The sequence below is a fragment of the Micromonospora sp. Utrum1 genome (assembly GCF_057197805.1).
This window is the reverse complement of the sequence record NZ_CM170071.1, coordinates 6,713,159-6,730,193: the sequence shown is the minus strand read 5'-3', so window position 1 is coordinate 6,730,193 and position 17,035 is coordinate 6,713,159. Positions and strand designations below refer to the sequence as shown.

General features: G+C 74.4%; 14 protein-coding genes and 1 pseudogene. 5 read left to right on the top strand and 10 right to left on the bottom strand.

Annotated elements, in window-relative coordinates; all coding sequences use genetic code 11:
• Positions 1 to 10: 10 nt before the first annotated feature.
• Positions 11 to 2,575, bottom strand: a complete 2,565-nt coding sequence (gene valS, locus AC0OLQ_RS31610; RefSeq protein WP_484529220.1) for a valine--tRNA ligase — start codon at positions 2,573 to 2,575, stop codon at positions 11 to 13.
• 158 nt (positions 2,576 to 2,733) lie between these two features.
• Between valS and AC0OLQ_RS31605 the strand changes: the two genes are divergently transcribed.
• Positions 2,734 to 4,530, top strand: coding sequence for a hypothetical protein (locus AC0OLQ_RS31605; protein ID WP_484529219.1), 1,797 nt, complete (start codon positions 2,734 to 2,736; stop codon positions 4,528 to 4,530).
• Between the two features lie 338 nt (positions 4,531 to 4,868).
• Here the strand turns inward: AC0OLQ_RS31605 and AC0OLQ_RS31600 are convergent, their stop codons facing one another.
• The 6 genes from AC0OLQ_RS31600 to AC0OLQ_RS31575 all read right to left on the bottom strand — a co-directional run bounded on the left by AC0OLQ_RS31600 (position 4,869) and on the right by AC0OLQ_RS31575 (position 11,849).
• Positions 4,869 to 6,701, bottom strand: coding sequence for an ABC transporter ATP-binding protein (locus AC0OLQ_RS31600; RefSeq protein ID WP_484532489.1), 1,833 nt, complete (start codon positions 6,699 to 6,701; stop codon positions 4,869 to 4,871).
• Positions 6,702 to 6,784: 83 nt separating this feature from the next.
• A complete protein-coding gene (locus AC0OLQ_RS31595; protein ID WP_484529218.1) occupies positions 6,785 to 8,617 on the bottom strand; it encodes an ABC transporter ATP-binding protein in 1,833 nt (610 codons plus the stop codon).
• A 37-nt stretch (positions 8,618 to 8,654) separates the two neighbouring features.
• On the bottom strand, positions 8,655 to 9,167 hold the full coding sequence (locus AC0OLQ_RS31590) for a methylated-DNA--[protein]-cysteine S-methyltransferase (RefSeq protein WP_484529217.1): 513 nt from the start codon (positions 9,165 to 9,167) through the stop codon (positions 8,655 to 8,657).
• Positions 9,164 to 10,630: a DNA-3-methyladenine glycosylase 2 family protein gene (locus AC0OLQ_RS31585; RefSeq protein WP_484529216.1), complete on the bottom strand. Its 1,467-nt coding sequence runs from the start codon at positions 10,628 to 10,630 to the stop codon at positions 9,164 to 9,166. The genes AC0OLQ_RS31590 and AC0OLQ_RS31585 overlap by 4 nt, the downstream gene beginning before the upstream one ends.
• 221 nt (positions 10,631 to 10,851) lie before the next feature.
• Complete coding sequence (locus AC0OLQ_RS31580; protein WP_484529215.1) at positions 10,852 to 11,343, bottom strand: hypothetical protein; 492 nt, start codon at positions 11,341 to 11,343, stop codon at positions 10,852 to 10,854.
• On the bottom strand, positions 11,340 to 11,849 hold the full coding sequence (locus AC0OLQ_RS31575) for a SigE family RNA polymerase sigma factor (protein ID WP_484529214.1): 510 nt from the start codon (positions 11,847 to 11,849) through the stop codon (positions 11,340 to 11,342). Before AC0OLQ_RS31575 ends, AC0OLQ_RS31580 begins: the two co-directional genes overlap by 4 nt.
• Before the next feature lie 175 nt (positions 11,850 to 12,024).
• On the opposite strand from AC0OLQ_RS31575, the gene AC0OLQ_RS31570 reads away from it, so the two are divergent.
• On the top strand, positions 12,025 to 12,489 hold the full coding sequence (locus AC0OLQ_RS31570) for a hypothetical protein (protein ID WP_484529213.1): 465 nt from the start codon (positions 12,025 to 12,027) through the stop codon (positions 12,487 to 12,489).
• Positions 12,490 to 12,542: 53 nt separating this feature from the next.
• Here AC0OLQ_RS31570 and AC0OLQ_RS31565 read toward each other — a convergent pair.
• A pseudogene (locus tag AC0OLQ_RS31565) lies at positions 12,543 to 13,364 on the bottom strand (EamA family transporter); the annotation flags it as partial.
• A gap of 95 nt (positions 13,365 to 13,459) precedes the next feature.
• Here AC0OLQ_RS31565 and AC0OLQ_RS31560 point away from each other — a divergent pair.
• The 3 genes from AC0OLQ_RS31560 (at position 13,460) to ychF (ending at position 15,897) form a co-directional block, all read left to right on the top strand.
• Positions 13,460 to 13,972 (top strand): MarR family winged helix-turn-helix transcriptional regulator, encoded by a 513-nt coding sequence (locus AC0OLQ_RS31560; protein ID WP_484529212.1) that lies wholly within the window; start codon positions 13,460 to 13,462, stop codon positions 13,970 to 13,972.
• Between the two features lie 30 nt (positions 13,973 to 14,002).
• A complete protein-coding gene (locus tag AC0OLQ_RS31555) occupies positions 14,003 to 14,749 on the top strand; it encodes a Type 1 glutamine amidotransferase-like domain-containing protein (protein WP_484529211.1) in 747 nt (248 codons plus the stop codon).
• A 62-nt stretch (positions 14,750 to 14,811) separates the two neighbouring features.
• Complete coding sequence (gene ychF / locus AC0OLQ_RS31550) at positions 14,812 to 15,897, top strand: redox-regulated ATPase YchF (RefSeq protein ID WP_484529210.1); 1,086 nt, start codon at positions 14,812 to 14,814, stop codon at positions 15,895 to 15,897.
• A 145-nt stretch (positions 15,898 to 16,042) separates the two neighbouring features.
• Here the strand turns inward: ychF and AC0OLQ_RS31545 are convergent, their stop codons facing one another.
• Together AC0OLQ_RS31545 and AC0OLQ_RS31540 are read right to left on the bottom strand one after the other, a co-directional pair.
• Entirely contained in the window at positions 16,043 to 16,399 is a 357-nt protein-coding gene (locus tag AC0OLQ_RS31545) for a hypothetical protein (RefSeq protein WP_484529209.1), read from the bottom strand.
• Between the two features lie 210 nt (positions 16,400 to 16,609).
• Complete coding sequence (locus AC0OLQ_RS31540) at positions 16,610 to 17,035, bottom strand: DUF6924 domain-containing protein (RefSeq protein ID WP_484529208.1); 426 nt, start codon at positions 17,033 to 17,035, stop codon at positions 16,610 to 16,612.

Below are 17,035 nucleotides of genomic sequence, written 5' to 3'. Positions count from 1 at the left end.
GTGTGGCGGCTCAGAAGGCGCAGGCGATGACGAGTTCGGTGGCGCAGTCGGGGAGCAGGTCGAGCTTGGCGATCCGGCCCGCCGCCCGGACGTCGTCGGCCACCAGGGTGAGCCGCTCGAGCAGGGCGGCCGGCCCGAGCGCCTCGGCCAGCGGCACCTCCGCCTTCATCGACAGCTTCCGCTCCGACTTGGCCCGGCGCACCTGACCCAGCGCGTCCGCGGCCAGCCGGAACAGCTCCGGGTCACCCGGCCCCTGCACCGCCCGACCCACCTCGTAGGTCGTCGGCCAGGGCGCCCGGTGCACCGAGCCGTACCGCCACCACGACCAGACCTCCTCGGTGACGAACGGCAGCACCGGGGCGAAGAGCCGCAACTGCACCGAGAGCGCGGTGGCCAGTGCCGCCCGGGCCGAGTCCGCCCCCGGCCCGGTGCCGTAGGCCCGCTCCTTCACCAGCTCGATGTAGTCGTCGCAGAACCGCCAGAAGAACGCCTCCGTGGCGATCAGCGCGGCCGTGTGGTCGTAGTCGTCGAAGGCGGTGGTCGCGGTGGCGACCACGCCGGACAGTTCGGTCAGCATGGCGGTGTCCAGCGCCGCGGTCGCCGGTGCCCGCAGCGCGTCCGCGGCGCCCAGCCCGAGGGCGAACTTCGACGCGTTGAGCAGCTTCGTGGCGAGCCGGCGACCCACCTTGATCTGCGCCGGGTCGAAGGCCAGGTCCATGCCGGGCTTGCCGCTGGCGGCCCAGTAGCGGACCGCGTCCGAACCGTGCTGCTCCAGCAGGGCCATCGGGGTGACCACGTTCCCCTTGGACTTGGACATCTTCTTCCGGTCGGGGTCCAGGATCCAGCCGGAGAGCACCGCGTCGCGCCAGGGCAGCACGCCCTGCTCCAGGTGCGCCCGGACCACCGAGTCGAACAGCCAGGTGCGGATGATCTCCTGCCCCTGCGGGCGCAGGTCCATCGGGAAGACGCGCCGGAACAGGTCCTCGTCGGTCTCCCAGCCACCGACGATCTGCGGGGTCAGCGACGAGGTGGCCCAGGTGTCCAGCACGTCCGGGTCGCCGACGAAGCCGCCCGGCATCCCGCGCTGCCCCTCCTGGTAGCCCGGCGGCGGCTCGCTGGACGGGTCGACCGGGAGCATCGACTCGTCCGGCGTGAGAGGCTGGGACCAGTCCGGCTCGCCAATGTCGTCGAGCCGGTACCACACCGGCACCGGCACGCCGAAGAAGCGCTGCCGACTGACCAGCCAGTCACCGGTCAGGCCGCTCACCCAGTTCTCGTAACGGTGCCGCATGTGCTCCGGCACCCAGCGCAGCTCCCGCCCCCGGGCCAGCAGTTCCTCGCGCAGGCCGAGGTGCCGGCCGCCGTTGCGCACATACCACTGGCGGGTGGAGATGATCTCCAGCGGGCGGTCGCCCCGCTCGTAGAACTTCACCGGGTGGGTGATCGGACGCGGCTCGCCCACCAGATCGCCCGCGTCGGCCAGCAGCTCGACGATCGTCCGCCGGGCGCCGTTCACGGTCTGCCCCGCCAGGGCCGCGTAGGGCTCGGCGGGCACGCCGGCCGGCGGCTCCGGCAGCAGCCGCCCGTCCCGGCCGATCACCACCCGGGTGTCCAGCTGCAGCTCGCGCCACCAGGTCACGTCGGCCAGGTCGCCGAAGGTGCAGACCATCGCGATGCCCGTGCCCTTGGCCGGATCCGCCAGCGGATGCGCGCGCACCGGCACCTCGACCCCGAACAGCGGGCTACGCACCGACGTGCCCACCAGGTCGGCGTAGCGTTCGTCGTCCGGGTGGCAGACCAGCGCCACGCAGGCCGGCAGAAGCTCCGGCCGGGTGGTGTCGATCAGCACCTCGCGCCCGCCCGGCCCGTGGAAGCGCAGCCGGTGGTAGGCGCCCGGCCGCTCCCGGTCCTCCAGCTCGGCCTGGGCCACCGCGGTGGCGAAGCCGACGTCCCAGAGCGTCGGCGCCTCGGCCTGGTAGGCCTCGCCCCGGGCCAGGTTGCGCAGGAACGCCCGCTGGCTGGTTGCCCGGGCCACCCGCCCGATCGTGGTGTAGGTCAGCGACCAGTCCACCGACAGCCCGAGGCGCCGCCACAGCGCCTCGAAGACCTTCTCGTCCTCCGCGGTGAGCACCTCGCACAGCTCGATGAAGTTGCGCCGGGAGATCGTCGCCGGGTCCTTCCGGGCCGCCTCGCTCACCGGCCTCGCCGGCGGACGCCAGTCGGGGTCGTAGGGCAGGGCCGGGTCGGGGCGCACCCCGTAGACGTTCTGCGCCCGCCGCTCGGTGGGCAGGCCGTTGTCGTCCCAGCCCATCGGGTAGAAGACCGTCCGGCCGCGCATCCGCTGGAACCGGGCCACCGTGTCGGTGTGCGTGTAGGAGAAGACGTGCCCCATGTGCAGCTCGCCCGATACGGTCGGCGGCGGGGTGTCGATCGCGTACACGTCCTGCCGCTCCTTCGAGCGGTCGAACGCGTACGTCCCGTCCTCCTGCCAGCGGCGCGCCCAGGTCTCCTCGATGCCGTCCAGGGTCGGACGCTCGGGGACGCCGGCGCGGGCCGTCCTCGCCGTATCGGTCATCAGCCGATCGTAGGCAGCCGACCCCGGCCGCTCCACGACTTTCGGCCTCGTGGCGCCATCCGGCGCCGCGCCGCCGCCGGCCCCTTCGCAGGGGACAGCGAGCCCGCTCGGTGTGTGACAGCATCTGCCCCGTCCACGGACGCGGGGGAGGCATCGCCATGGGCGACATCGCGCGCACGCCGTCGGTGGTGCGGTCCACAGTGGCCGGCACGGTCGCGGCAGTCGCCGTCGGGGCCTTCTTCGGGGTACGCGGGCTCGCCGTGGCCCGGCAGACCGGCTTCGCCGATCTGACCCAGGGCTTCCCGTTCGGGCCCTCGGCATTCACCGTCACGCTGGTCGCGCTGACCGGCGGCACGCTGCTCGCCGTCGTGCTGGCCGGCGTCACCGTGTTCGACCGGCTGCCCGGCTGGCCGGTCGTCGGTGTCGGCCTGGCGCTCGACTATCTGGCCGGCGAGTTCGCCCTCGACCACGGCATCGGGCTGGTGCCCCGCCAACCGCCCACCAGCGGGCAGGTGCTGACCGTGCTGGCCAGCGCCCTCGGGGCGGGCCTGGCGCTGGGTGGGGCGCTGCTGGCGCTCTCCCGGCCCGCCCGGTCGCTGCGCTGGCCGCTCGCCGCCGGGTTGGCCGCCGGCCTGGTGCTGCACTCCGCCGTCGAGGACCTGTTCCGCCTCGTGGCGGGGGAGGGCCACCCGGACGGCGACCGGGCCTGGCCGGCCCAGGTCGGGGTGACCGTGCTGATCGTGGTGGTCGCCGCGGTGCTCGCCCACCTCGACCGGCCCGGCGCGGGCGCGCCCCCCGGCCGACCCCGGATCGGCCCGCTGGTGGCGACCGCTGTGGCGGCGCTCGTCACGCTGGGCGGTCTGGTGATCCGCTGGTGGGTGGTCGACGTGTTCCGGATCAGCCAGGACGGCCTGGTCGGGCCGCGCCGGGAGCAGTTCGTGGAATCCTTCGCCTACTTCTCGCCGGTGGCCGTCGCCACCGTGGCCGCGCTGGTTCTGCTCGGCTACGCGTACCGGACCGGCCGGGCGGTGGCCGCCCGCTGGGTGGTGCTCGGCTTCGCCGCGGGACCGCTCCTGCTCTTCGGGCTGCGGCTCACCTTCGTCGGCGACCGGGCGCAGGCCTACCTCGTCGTGCTGGTCGGCCTGGTGGCGGTCGCCGGGGGCGCGGCGCTGGCTCGCTTCACGCCGGGCCTGCTGCCCTGGGACGCGGCCGGCCTGCTGCTGGCCGCCCTGGCGATGCCGCTCGCCGCGCCGGTCGTCCGCGCCGAGCTGCCGGCCGCCGGGCAGGTGCCGTCGCTGCTCTCGGCGCTCGGGCTCGGCCTGGCCGTCGGCTTCGGCCTGGCGCTCGCCACCACCGCCACCGATGCCGCCGCCGACGGCGTCACCGCCGCCACCCACAGTCACGCCGCACCGGCCGCAACCGCAGCGCCTGCCGGCGTGGCGTCCGATGGCGTGGAGGAGTCGGGGCGGGTGGCGGGGGTGCTGGCGCTCGGAATGGCCGCGCTGGTGCTGTCCGCCCTGGCGTTGGCCGCGCCGCTGCTCTGGGGCTGGGGCGCCACCCGGGGTGGCGGGCCACCACTGACCATCCCGGTGCTCACCGGGGTGGCCGCGCTGGTCCTGGTGCTGCTCTTCGGCTTCGGCCGGGCCGTCGACCGCATCCGCCGCGACCTGCGCGCCGAGGCTGCCCTGCTCACCGCCCACGCCCCGCTTCCGCCACCGACTGCCCCGACTCCGGCTGGCGCGCAGCTCTCGTCCGGCCCGGATGCCGCAGCTCCGGCGCGGCCGAGCGCTGACGCTGCCGGTTTTCCCATACCGGGTTCGGATGCTGCCCGCCCGCCCGTCCCAGGTGCCGATGCCGCGGGTCAGGTCGCTCCGGGTTCGGGCGCCGCCGGGCCGTCCGCGCCGATTTCGGGCGCCGCGGGGCCGGCGGAGCGGGAAGACCGCCGCACCGACTGACGCCCTGAACCCGACCTGTCAGCGATAGCCGGCGGAACCCGTCGAGATCTTGGACGCAAGTTGCCCCTCCAGGGGCACTTTGCTTCCAAGATCGCCCCGGAGTGGCTCGATCTTGGAAAGTTGTCGTTCTTCTCGAACGGCAACTCTCCAAGGTCTCCGGGGCGTCCCGTCAGGCGGCAGTGCGGAAAGGGGCGCCCGGGCGAGGGCGCCGTCGAGACGGAGGCACGGCTACGACGGCGCGGGCCGCGAACGGCGCGGGCATCGGTCCGGGCGGACGCGGGGAGGGTCGAGGCATTGGCTCAGAGGCCCGGACGGTGCGCGGTCGGGAGGTGGGTTGGTCAGATCAGGGAGTCACGCCACTGGCGGTGCAGGGCGGCGTACCGGCCGCCGGCGGCGGCCAGCTCGGCCGGTGGCCCGTCCTCCACGATCCGGCCGCCGTCGAGCACCAGCACCCGGTCGGCGATCTCCACGGTGGAGAGCCGGTGCGCGATCACCAGCGCGGTGCGGTCCCGCAGGACGCTGCGCAGCGCCCGCTGCACCAGGCGCTCCGTCGGCACGTCCAGCGACGAGGTGGCCTCGTCGAGGATCAGCACCCGCGGGTCGGCCAGGAAGGCCCGGGCGAACGCGACCAGCTGCCGCTGCCCGGCGGAGAGCCGGCCGCCGCGCCGGTGCACGTCGGTGGCGTACCCGTCGGGGAGGGCGGCGATGAAGTCGTGCGCGCCGATGGCCCGGGCGGCGGCGGCCACGGCGGCGTCGTCGGCGTCCGGGCGGCCGAACCGGATGTTCTCCGCGACCGAGCCGCTGAACAGGTGGTTCTCCTGGGTGACCAGCACCACCGCACGGCGCAGCTCGGTGTCGGCCAGGTGCCGCAGGTCCACCCCGTCGAGGCTGATGGTGCCGGCGGCCGGGTCGTGGAACCGGGCCAGCAGCTTGGCGATGGTGGACTTGCCGGCGCCGGTCGGCCCGATCAGCGCGACGGTCTGCCCGGCCGGCACGGTCAGCTCCAGCCCGGAAAGGATCGGGGCCTCGGGCCGGTAGCCGAACTGCACCGAGCGGAACACCACCCTGCCCCGTCCCGGGCCGGCGGGCAGCGGCACCGGCCGCGCCGGTTCGGCCACCGCCGGCGGCTCGTCGAGCACCCCGGCCAGCTTCTCCAGCGCGGCGGTGGCCGACTGCAACGCGTTGTAGAACTGGCTCAGCTCCTCCATCGGCTCGAAGAACCGGCGCAGGTAGAGCAGGAACGCGGCGAGCACGCCGACCTCGGTCCGCCCGCCCAGCACCCGCCAGCCGCCGTAGCCGAGCACCGCCGCGGCGGTCAGGTTGCCGATCAGCCGGATGCCGGGGGAGTAGACGGCGATCAGCCGGAACGCGCGCAGGCTGGCCTGCCGGTAGTCGTCGTTCACCGCGGCGAAGATGTGCTGGTTGCGGGGCTCCCGCCGGTAGGCCTGCACCGCCCGGATCCCGCGCAGCGACTCGACGAAGTGCACGATGACCAGTGCCACCGCCTCCCGGGTCCGCCGGTAGGCCCCGGTGGACGCGCGCGCGAACCAGCGGGACAGCCAGAACAGGAACGGGAACGCGAGCAGGGTGACCGCCGCCAGCGGCAGGTCGAGCCAGAGCAGGATGCCCGCCACCGACAGCACCGACAGCGCGGCCATGACGAGCTTGTCGATCCCGCCGTCGACCAGTTCGGCGATCGAGTCCAGGTCGCTGGTCAACCGGGACACCATCCGGCCGGAGGTGTAGCGCTCGTGGAAGCCCACGTCGAGGCGGAGGAAGTGCCCGTACACCCGGTTGCGGAGATCGAGCAGGACGGCCTGGCCGATCCGGGCGGCGAGGGTGAGGAAGGCGCGTCGGGTCGCGTACTCGGTGCCGGTGGCGACGACGAACGCGGCGGCGACGGCGACCAGCGGGCCCGAGTCGCCGGCCCGCAGCGGCCCGATGCCCCGGTCGATGCCGAGCATCACCAGGTACGGGCCGGCCATCGCGGCGGCGTTCTGGGCCAGCAGCAGGGACACCGCCAGCCCGAGCCGGGCCCGGTGCGGGCGGAGCAGCTCGCGGAGCAAGGCCCGGCTGCGGGCCCGGAGCCGGGCCACCGCCTCGGGCGACGAGTCCTCGGCCCGGCTGCGGTCGGCGTCGGGGTCGGTGGCCCGCCCGCGCCACCGGGCCAGGTCGAGGTCGGGATCGCCGCGCGTTCGGGAGAGGTCGGGATCGTCGCGCTGTCGGGGTATCCGGGGTGGACCGGCGGCACCGGTCACGACCGCACCAGGCCGACGCCGTCCGCCCGCCGCTCCGGCTCCGGCTCCGGCTCCGGCTCCGCGGAGAGTACCGCCCGGTAGGCCGGCACCCCGGCCAACAGTTCGGAGTGGGAGCCCACGGCGACGATCCGCCCGCCGTCGAGCAGCGCCACCCGGTCGGCGAGTGCCACCGTGGAGGGCCGGTGCACCACCAGCAGCGCGGTGGTGTCCCGCAGCACCCGGCGCAGGGCCGCCTCGACCAGCGCCTCGGTGTGCACGTCGAGCGCGGAGAGCGGGTCGTCGAGCACCAGCAGCGCGGGCCGGCCGAGCACCGCGCGGGCCAACGCCAGCCGCTGCCGCTGCCCGCCGGAGAGGGAGAGCCCCTGCTCGCCGACCCGGGTGGCCAGCCCCCACGGCAGGTCGTACGCGAACTCCGCCTGGGCCAGCGCGAGCGCGGCCCGGACCTCCTCCTCGCCGGCCTCCGGCCGGCCCAGCGTCAGGTTCTCCCAGACCGACATGGAGAACAGGGTCGGCTCCTCGAAGGCCACCCCGACGAGCCGGCGCAGCGAGCCCAGCCGCAGGTCGCGCAGGTCGTGCCCGTCCAGGGTGATCCGGCCGCCGGTCACCTCGTGCAGCCGGGGGACCAACGACAGCAGCGTGCTCTTGCCGCAGCCGGTCGCCCCGACGAGGGCCAGCGTCTCGCCCGGCTCGACGGTCAGCTCCACCTCGCGCAGCACCGGGTTCGGGCTGCCGGGGTAGCGGAAGCTCACCCGTTCGAAGCGGAGCCGGCCGCGCACCTCGCTCCGGTCCAGCGCGCGGGCGTGCGGGGCGTCCACGATGGCCGGCCGGGTGTCCAGCACCTCCTGGATCCGGTCGGCGGCGGTCGCCGCCTCCTGCCCGTTCGCGATGATCCAGCCGAGCGACTGCACCGGCCAGATCAGCATGAGCTGGAGGCTGACGAAGGCGACCAGCTCGCCGATGGTGAGCCCGCCCCGGGCCACGGCGGCGGCGCCGGCCACCAGCACCACCCCGAGGGTCAGGTTGGGCACCAGGTCGAACAGGGCGGAGGTGCGGGCCAGCAACCGGGCCTTGCGGATCCCGGTGTCGTGCAGCCGGCGGGCGCCGGTGGCGAACCGGGCGGCCAGTTCCGGCCCCCGCCCGTACGCCCGCATGGTGCGCAGCCCCTGCGCGGTCTCCTCGACCAGCGTGGCCACGTCGCCCTGCTGGTCCTGCATCCGCCGGGACGCGGCGTGGTAGTGCCGGGCGAACCGGCGGCTGATCAGGAACAGCGGGACGGCGCTGGCCGCCACCAGCAGGCCCAGCCAGGGGTGCAGCCGGATCAGCAGCACCACCACGGCGGCGTAGGTGATCAGGTTGAGCACCAGGAAGAGCAGGCCGAAGGAGAGGAACCGGCGGATCACCGAGAGGTCGCTGGTGATCCGGGAGAGCAGTTGGCCGGACTGCCACCGGTCGTGGAAGCCGGCCGGCAGGCGTTGCAGGTGGGCGTAGATGTCGGCCCGGATGGCGGCCTCCATGCCGACCGACGAGGAGGACTGGGTCCACCGCCGGATGAAGATCAGCACCGCCTCGGCCAGGCCGAGCAGCAGGGCGAGGGCGCCGAGCCGGAGCAGCCCGGCCGTGTCGTGCCGGGCGACCGGCCCGTCCACCACCCGCTGCACCACCAGGGGTACGGCCAGGCTCGCCGCCGTGGCGGCCAGGGCGGCGAGCAGCAGCCAGGCGAACTCCGGCGCGTGCGGGCGGAGGTAGGGACGCAGTCGCCAGAGGTTGCGCAGCGGGCGGGGACGGGCGTCGTGACACGCCGCGGGGTTGCCGTCGCTCTGCGCAGGCACTACCCGACGGTAGCGGCAGGGGACGACAGTACGGGTGTCAGCTAGCCGTCACCCGTCCCTCATGCCCGAGAAGCCACTTCTTCACGTCCAGCCCCCAGCGGTAGCCGCCGAGCGTGCCGTCGGTGCGCAGCACCCGGTGGCAGGGCACGAAGAGCGCCGCGGCGTTGCGGGCGCAGGCCGCCGCGGCGGCGCGGACCGCGGCCGGCCGGCCGGCCAGCGCGGCGAAACCGGTGTAGGTCACCGGGTCGCCCGGCTTGATGTCGCGCAGCACCTGCCAGGCATGCGCCATGAAGACGCCGCCGGTCTGCTGCTCGACCGGCACGGTGTCGATCGCGGCCAGGTCCCCGGCCAGGTAGGCGCGCACGGCGGCGGTCACCGGGCCGAGGTCGGCCCGGTCGCGCAGCGCGCCGCGCAGGCCGGGGTGCACCAGGGGGACGAGGGTCGCCGGGTCGGCGGTGAAGCCGGCCGCGCGTACCGCCCCGTCGGGTGCGGCGAGCACGCTCAGCGGGCCGGCGGGGGTGTCGATGACGGTGCTGTCCAGTGTGGTCATGCCGCTCTCCAGAGTCGGATCACCGCGTACGACCGCCAGGGGCGCCAGCGGTCCGCGTACGCGTTCAGGGTCTTCGGGTCGTCGGGCAGGCCGAGCGCGGCGGCGCCCCGGCGTACGCCCAGGTCGGTGGGGAGGAGGACGTCGGGGTCGCCGAGCGCGCGCATGGCCACGTAGCCCGCGGTCCACGGCCCGACCCCGGGCAGCGCGACCAGCCGCCGCACCGCCTCCTCCCGGTCCCCGCCCGGCGCCAGGTCCAGTTCCCCGTCGGCGACGGCCCGCGCCACCGCGCGGATCGTCTCCCGGCGCGCCCCCGGCATCCGGAACGCCGCATCGTCCGCCGAGAGCACCTCCTCCGGGCTCGGAAACGCCCGCAGCCCTCGCGGCCGATCCGGGGCGACGTCGCTGTCGATCTCGTCCACGGGTGGGGTGGTGGTGGCCGTCAGGAGGTGGGTGAGGGTGGTTCGGGCCGATTGGAGGGAGATCTGCTGGGTGGTGATGGCGCGGACGGCCATCTCGAAGCCGTCCACGGCGTGCGGAAGGCGGACGCCGGGTTCGGCGTCCACCGCCCCGGCCAGGGCCGGGTCCGCAGCCAGGGTGGCGTCGACCGCGACCGGGTCGGCGTCCAGGTCGAGCAGCCGGCGGCAGCGGGCCACCGCCGGGGCCAGGTCGCGCATGTCGGCCAGCCGCAGGGTGGCGGCCACGTGCCCGTCGGCCGGGGTCAGCGACACGGTGCCGGGTCCGTGTGGCAACCGCAACCCCCGGTGGTACGCCCCGTCGCGGACCTCCTCGACGCCGGGCAGCGCCCGCAGCGCCAGGAAGTCCAGCAGGGCCCCCGTGTGCAACGGCGGCCGGTACGCCAGCCGCAGCGTGATGGTGCCCGCCCCGCCGACCGCCCGCCGGCCGCCCCGGCTGACCCGCAGCTCGGAGGGGGTGGCCCCGTACACCTCGCGGACGGTGTCGTTGAACTGCCGGACGCTGCCGAACCCGGCGGCGAAGGCCACCTCGGCCAAGCCGAGCCCGGTGGTCTCGATGAGGATCCGGGCGGTCTGCGCCCGCTGCGCCCGGGCCAGCGCCAGCGGCCCCGCGCCCAGTTCGGCCCGGAGCATCCGGTGCAGGTGCCGTTCGGTGTAGCCGAGCCGGGCCGCCAGCCCCGGTACGCCGTCCCGGTCGACCACCCCGTCGGCGATCAGCCGCATCGCCCGCCCTACCACGTCGGCCCGGACGTCCCACTGGGGTGAGCCCGGGGCGGCGTCGGGGCGGCAGCGACGGCAGGCCCGCAGCCCGGCGCCCTGCGCGGCGGCGGCCGACGGGAAGAAGCGGACGTTCTGCCGCTTCGGCGTCGTCGCCGGGCAGGACGGCCGGCAGTAGATCCCGGTCGACGTCACGCCGGTGTAGAACCAGCCGTCGAACCGCTGGTCGCGGCTGTCGACGGCCCGGTAGCACCGCTCGAAGTCGAGTTCCATGACACCGATCCTGCCTCGCAGGTCCGGCCTTCGGCTGGCGGGATTCGGACGCGGCCGTGCGGGCCCACCGCCGGCGCTCGGAACCGGACCCGGGCCGCCTCGCGCGGCCGTCCGCCGCAGCGGCGCCAGTGGTGGGTGGAACGCCATGGAGGTCGCCGGGGTCGGGACACCTCCATGACGTTCCACTCATCAGCAGCAGAGCCGCGGGTGCCGCCGGCGGGTCAGCGGCGGGGAGTGGGCGTCGGGCTGGGCCAGGGGACGGGCACGCCCGGACCGCCCCCGGGGGAGGGGACCGCGGTGGGTTCGCCCGGCCGGCTCGGGCCCGGCACGGGCCGGCCCGGCCGGGCGGAGGGCGAGGCGGTGGGGACGGGTACGGGGACGGCCGTCGGGTCGCCGGCTGGGCTCGGCGCGGCGGTGGGCGGGCCGCTGGGGGCCGGGACCGCCGTGGGTTCGGCGGGGGACGGGGATCCCGTGGGGGTCGGGGGCGCCACCGGGGCGGCCGGGCGGGGAGCCTCCCCGCCCGCGGCCGCCATCGCGATCGGCGCGCCGATCAGCACGGCGGCCACCACGCCCGCCGCGCCGAGCGTCACCGTGGTCCGCCGGCGGTTCCGGAACCGGCGTTCCGCCGGGATCAACTGGTCCTGCACTCTGGGTGCCTCCTCGGCCAGGTCGGAGAGGGTGTCGCGGATGAGGTCCTCGAAGGGCGTGGTCACCGCCGTACCTCCAGGAGTTCGACGTCCGGCAGGAGTTGGCGCAACCGGGTCACCGCCCGGTGGGTCCGGCTGCGTACCGTGCCGACCGTGCAGCCCAGCGCCTCGGCGACCTGGGTCTCGGTGAGGTCCTCGTAGTAACGCAGGACCAGCACCGTCCGCTGGGCCGGCGGCAGCAGCCGCAGCGCCGCCCGCATCGCCAGGCGTACGTCGGTGCCGCCGCTCGGATCCGGCTGGACCGACTCGTCGGCCCCGGTGAGCGCCGTCTCCCGGCGTCGCCGCAGCCGCCGCCACCAGCTCACCTGCTCGCGGTACATGACCGTGCGCAGGTAGCCCTCGGGGTCGGCGTGCCGCAGCGTCCGCCACCGCGGAATGGTCCTGGCCAGCGCCGACTGGAACAGGTCCTCGGCCGCGTGCCGGTCGCCGGTGAGCAGGTACGCCACCCGCATCAGCGCCGGCGTGCGGCTGGTCACGAACTTGGCCAGCCGGGCCCGGTCGTCCTCGTCCACCCACCCTCCCGCTCGTTGTCGTCACAGATACAGACGCCCCAGCTCAGCCCAGCTATCCCTGGCGCGGCAACGGATTCCGCCCCGGGAAAGTGTCGGTAGTGGTCGGTACGGTCCCGCCACCAACTCAAGAAAAGGTGCGGGGCATGGCGAGCGTGGCCGGGCGGGGTGTCCGCTGATGCGATCGGGGCGGACACGGCTGGACGGTGCGGTGGTGCAGGGCTTCTACGACCGGATGCGGGTGGTGGCGCCGGCCGCGTACGGGGCGATCGAACGGGACCGGGCCGACGACCCGGGGCGCGCCTTCCCCGACACCGCGTGCGGCCGGCTGGTCGGCTCGCTCGACGCGGCCGGGCTGCGCGCGCTCGGCATGTGGGCGCACCACTGGTGCATGCGCTTCTACGACGACGACACCCGGGTCGGCCTGCGGCTGGTCCGGGAGCTCGCCGGCCGGACGGGGCTGGGCTGGACGGTCGACGAGGTGCGCTGGCTCCTCGACCAGTCGTACGCCGCCGCGCCGTCCGCCGCGCACCGGTTCACCCTGCCGTTCGCCGCGGCGGCGGAACTGCCGCCCGGCGCGCTGCCCGAGGGCGTGGCCGCCGACGCCCCCGCCGGGGAGTGGCGCCGGCTCCGCGCCGGCTGACCGGCCCGTCGACCGGGCGCGGCACTTCCCGGAAGCTGGCCGAGCACCACGGCGGCGACCGCCACCGCGAAGCCGGCGAGCTGGGTGGGGCTGAGCGACTGCCCGAGCACCAGCCAGCCGAGGGTCGCGGCGGTCAGCGGGCTGAGCGCGCCGAGCACCGACACCCGGGTGACCGGCAGCCGGGCCGCGCCCCGGAACCAGAGCGCGTACGCCAGCGCGGTGCCGACCAGCCCGAGCCACGCGTACCCGAGCAGGGCCGGTCCGTCCGGCGCGGGCGGCGCGCCCTCCACGGCGGCGGCGACCGGCACCATCAGCAGGCCACCGGCGACGAGCTGCCAGCTGGTCGCGGCGAGGGTGCCCACCCCGGCCGGCCGGCCCCAGCGGCGGGTGAGCACCAGCCCGGCCGCCATGGACGCGGTGCCGGCCAGGCCGGCGGCGACGCCGAGCGGGTCGAGGCCGGCGCCCGGCCGCAGCACCACCAGGGCGACACCGGCCGGGGCGGCGATCGCGGCGAGCAGCGCCGGCCGGCCGGGCCGGTCCCGGAGCAGGGCGACGGTGAGCGCGGCGACCAGCAGCGGCTGGGCGGCCCCGAGCACGGCCGCCGTTCCGCCGGGCAGCCGGTACGCGGCGACGAAGAGCAGAGGGAAGAACGCCCCGATGTTGAGCGCGCCGAGCACGGCGGCCCGCCGCCACCAGACGCCGTGCGGGCGCCGGCGGGTCATGGCGAGCAGCAGCAGGCCGGCCGGCAGGGCGCGGATCGCGCCGGACCAGAGCGGCCGGTCGGCGGGCAGCAGCTCGGCGGTGACCAGGTAGGTGGTCCCCCAGGTGGTCGGGGCGGCGGCGGTGAGCGCGACGTCGGTCCAGCGGCGGGCCATGGCGCCCCTCCTTCCCTCGATGCCAAGTAGCTTAGCACTAAGCTAATCAGTCCCGAGTGAAAGTGGAAGTCCGAGGTGCGGCACAATCGACAGCCGTGGCAACGGATGACGTGGACGTGATCGTCGAGCAGTGGCGCCGGGAGCGGACCGGCATGCGACCCGAGCCGATGGCCGTCTTCGGCCGCATCTACCGGATTGCCCGGCTGGTCGGCGACCGCCAGGAGAAGGTGTACGCCGGCTGGGGCATCGGCCGGGGCGAGTTCGACGTGCTCGCCGCGCTGCGCCGGTCCGGCGCGCCGTACACCCTGGCGCCGAAGGCGCTCGCGGCCTCGCTGATGCTCACCTCCGGCGGGATGACCGGCCGGCTCGACCGGCTGGAGCGGGCCGGGCTGGTCCGGCGCGCCCCCGACCCGGCAGACCGGCGGGCGCTGCGGGTCAGCCTCACCGCCGCCGGCCGCCGGGTGGCCGAGGAGTCGGCCGAGGCCGGGCTGGAGGTGCAGCGGCGGATCCTCGACGCGCTGCCCCCCGCCGACCGGGACCGGCTGGCCGACCTGCTGCGCGCCCTGCTGGCCGCGGCCGAGGCCGAGCCGGCGGATGAGGCAGGATGATCTCCATCGTCACCGACCGGAAGGACGGCCATGCCCGCCAGTGAACCGACCATCGTCGCCACCAGCATGGGCTTCTTCAGCCGGCGCCGCGGCCCGTGGGACGCCCGGCCGAGCCAGCTCTTCGACCTGATGGCCGAGCTGGCGCAGGCCGGCGACGCGCCCCGGGTCTGCTACCTCAACCAGGCGGTCGGCGACCAGCCCACCTCGTTCACCGTGTTCTACGGCGCGTTCGCGGGCACCCGGTTCCGCCCCTCCCACCTGGCGCTCTACCCGATGCCCAACGTCGAGGACATCCGCGCCCACCTGCTCGCCCAGGACATCATCTGGGTCGGCGGCGGCAGCGTGGCCAACCTCTGCGCGGTGTGGCGGGTGCACGGCCTGCCGGACATCCTGCACGAGTGCTGGCAGGCCGGCGTGGTGCTCGGCGGGGTCTCCGCCGGGTCGATCTGCTGGCACGTCGGTGGCGCCACCGACAGCTACGGCCCGACCCTGCGCCCCTTCACCGACGGGCTGGGCTGGCTCCCGTACGGCAACGGCGTGCACTACGACAGCGAGGACCAGCGCCGGCCGCTCATGCACCGGCTCGTCGGCGACGGCACGCTGCCGACCAGCCACTGCACCGACGACGGCGTCGGGCTGATCTACCGGGGCACCCGGCTGGCCGAGGCGGTCGCCGATCGGGAGGGCGTGGCCGCCTACGAATTGACCCGCGCCGAGGACGGCACCGTGCGGGAGACCCGGATCGAGCCCCGGCTGCTGCCCGCCGGAGCGGCCTGACCACGGCGGTCGGAGGACCTACCTGCCCGGTGTCGGCGGCGAGGCGCGTAAGCTGGCTCGTCGTGAGTCTCACCATCGGCATCGTCGGCCTGCCCAACGTGGGCAAGAGCACCCTGTTCAACGCGCTGACCAAGAACGACGTGCTCGCCGCGAACTACCCGTTCGCCACCATCGAGCCGAACGTCGGCGTGGTCGGGCTCCCCGACGAGCGGCTGGCCAAGCTCGCGGAGATCTTCTCCTCGCAGAAGGTACTCCCGGCGCCGGTCTCGTTCGTCGACATCGCGGGCCTGGTCCGGGGCGCCTCCAAGGGGCAGGGCCGGGGCAACGCGTTCCTGGCCAACATCCGCGACGCCTCGGCGATCTGCCAGGTGGTGCGGGCCTTCTCCGACCCGAACGTGGTGCACGTCGACGGCAAGGTCTCCCCGGCCGACGACATCGAGACGATCAACACCGAGCTGATCCTGGCCGACATCCAGACCCTGGAGAAGGCGCTGCCCCGGCTGGAGAAGGAGGCCAAGCTCCGCAAGGACCGGGCCGCCGCGGTCGAGGCCGCCAGGAAGGCCGTCGGGGTCCTCGACGGCGGCATCACCCTGTACGCGGGCGCCGCCGCCGCCAAGGTCGAGCTGGAGCACCTGCGCGAGCTGCACCTGCTCACCACGAAGCCGTTCCTCTACGTCTTCAACGTCGACGAGGCCGAGCTGGGCAACGCCGAGTTCCTCGACGAGCTGCGCGGCCTGGTCGCCCCGGCCGAGGCGGTCTTCATGGACGCCAAGATCGAGTCCGAGCTGGTGGACCTGCCCGAGGAGGAGGCCCGCGAGCTGCTGGAGTCGATCGGGCAGTCCGAGCCGGGGCTGGACCAGCTCGTCCGGGTCGGCTTCCGCACGCTCGGGCTTCAGACGTACCTGACGGCCGGCCCCAAGGAGGCGCGGGCCTGGACCGTCCCGGTCGGCGCGACCGCGCCGGAGGCCGCCGGGGTCATCCACAGCGACTTCCAGCGCGGCTTCATCAAGGCCGAGGTCGTCTCCTACGCCGACCTGGTCGAGGCCGGATCGATGGCGGCGGCGAAGGCCGCCGGCAAGGTCCGGATCGAGGGCAAGGATTACGTCATGCAGGACGGCGACGTGGTGGAGTTCCGCTTCAACGTCTGAATCCGGGCCGTTTCCGCAGGTCAGGATGGTGTACCCTCGCTTTGAGGCACACCGGGGGCACAACCCGACACGCCTCATCGACCGCCCGGCGGGTGCGCTCCTCCGAGTCCGGCATCAGGTGCCCGTACGTCGACAGGACAACGAGTCACCCGGCGAGCTCCCGCAGGAGTGTCGTTCGGTCCTCGCTCCACAGTTCAACCGAGTACCGAAGGCCAAAACCTGCGAGGACAGCGCCGAGCTCGTCTACGCGGGACGGCTCAACGACGCCGCTGAAAAGGCGTTCATCGGGAGACGGCTCAACCAGTTCGATGCACACCCACTCGTGCTCGACCTCATACTCAGTCCACGAGCTAGCGCGGGCGCGCCAGCCTGCACGCACGAACCTCTCAGCCAAGACCTTCACCCTCGGGGCATCAATGAGGCGGCCATAGACGTTGTTATCGAGAACGGCTAGATGATCGGCAAGACGCGGCCCTGGGGTGCCGCCAGAAGTGATCTCCATATTCCTTCCAACCTCCGTCGTGCCCGTTCCGTGCCCGACGCAACGGTCAACACCAGCCAGCATCGGTGGGCCTACTGCGCGCTGCATCGACGCCCTGTGGTGAGCCTTCTTGATACCGATTACTCCCCGTGTAGATCAAGGCGATTCCCAAGCTGACAGTGCGGGTTCGACTCCGGTTACCAGCTTCACGCGAAGGCCCAGGCCAGGGCGTTAGTCCCCGTCGAGGCCCCGGTACGTGCCGGAACTGTCGGCGGCGCCGGCGAACTCGTCAAAGTCCAGATTCGCAATGGTGAGGTTGGCCGAGACGTCCGCGAACCAGCGGGGCGGTACCCGGAAGGTGCGGCCGGGCTCGTGGGCCAGATCAACGGCGAGCAGCGGGCACTCGACGTCGGTCATCGTGGTTGCATCGGCGAGGAAGAGGTAGATCAGCTTATTTTCGTGGCTCGCGGCGTTGTCCGCGTCGACCAGCTCTTGGAGGCTCAGGCTTGCGTAGTTCGGGTCGCTAACGAAGGTCGCGCTGTCGTGGCCCTCCCAGGTGTGCAAGGCCGTCTTCAGGGCTTCCCATGCAGCGTCGTCGGTGAAGTCCGTACGGAGAACCAGCGACGTGAGGTCGTCCGGCTGAGGTAGAGATATCAC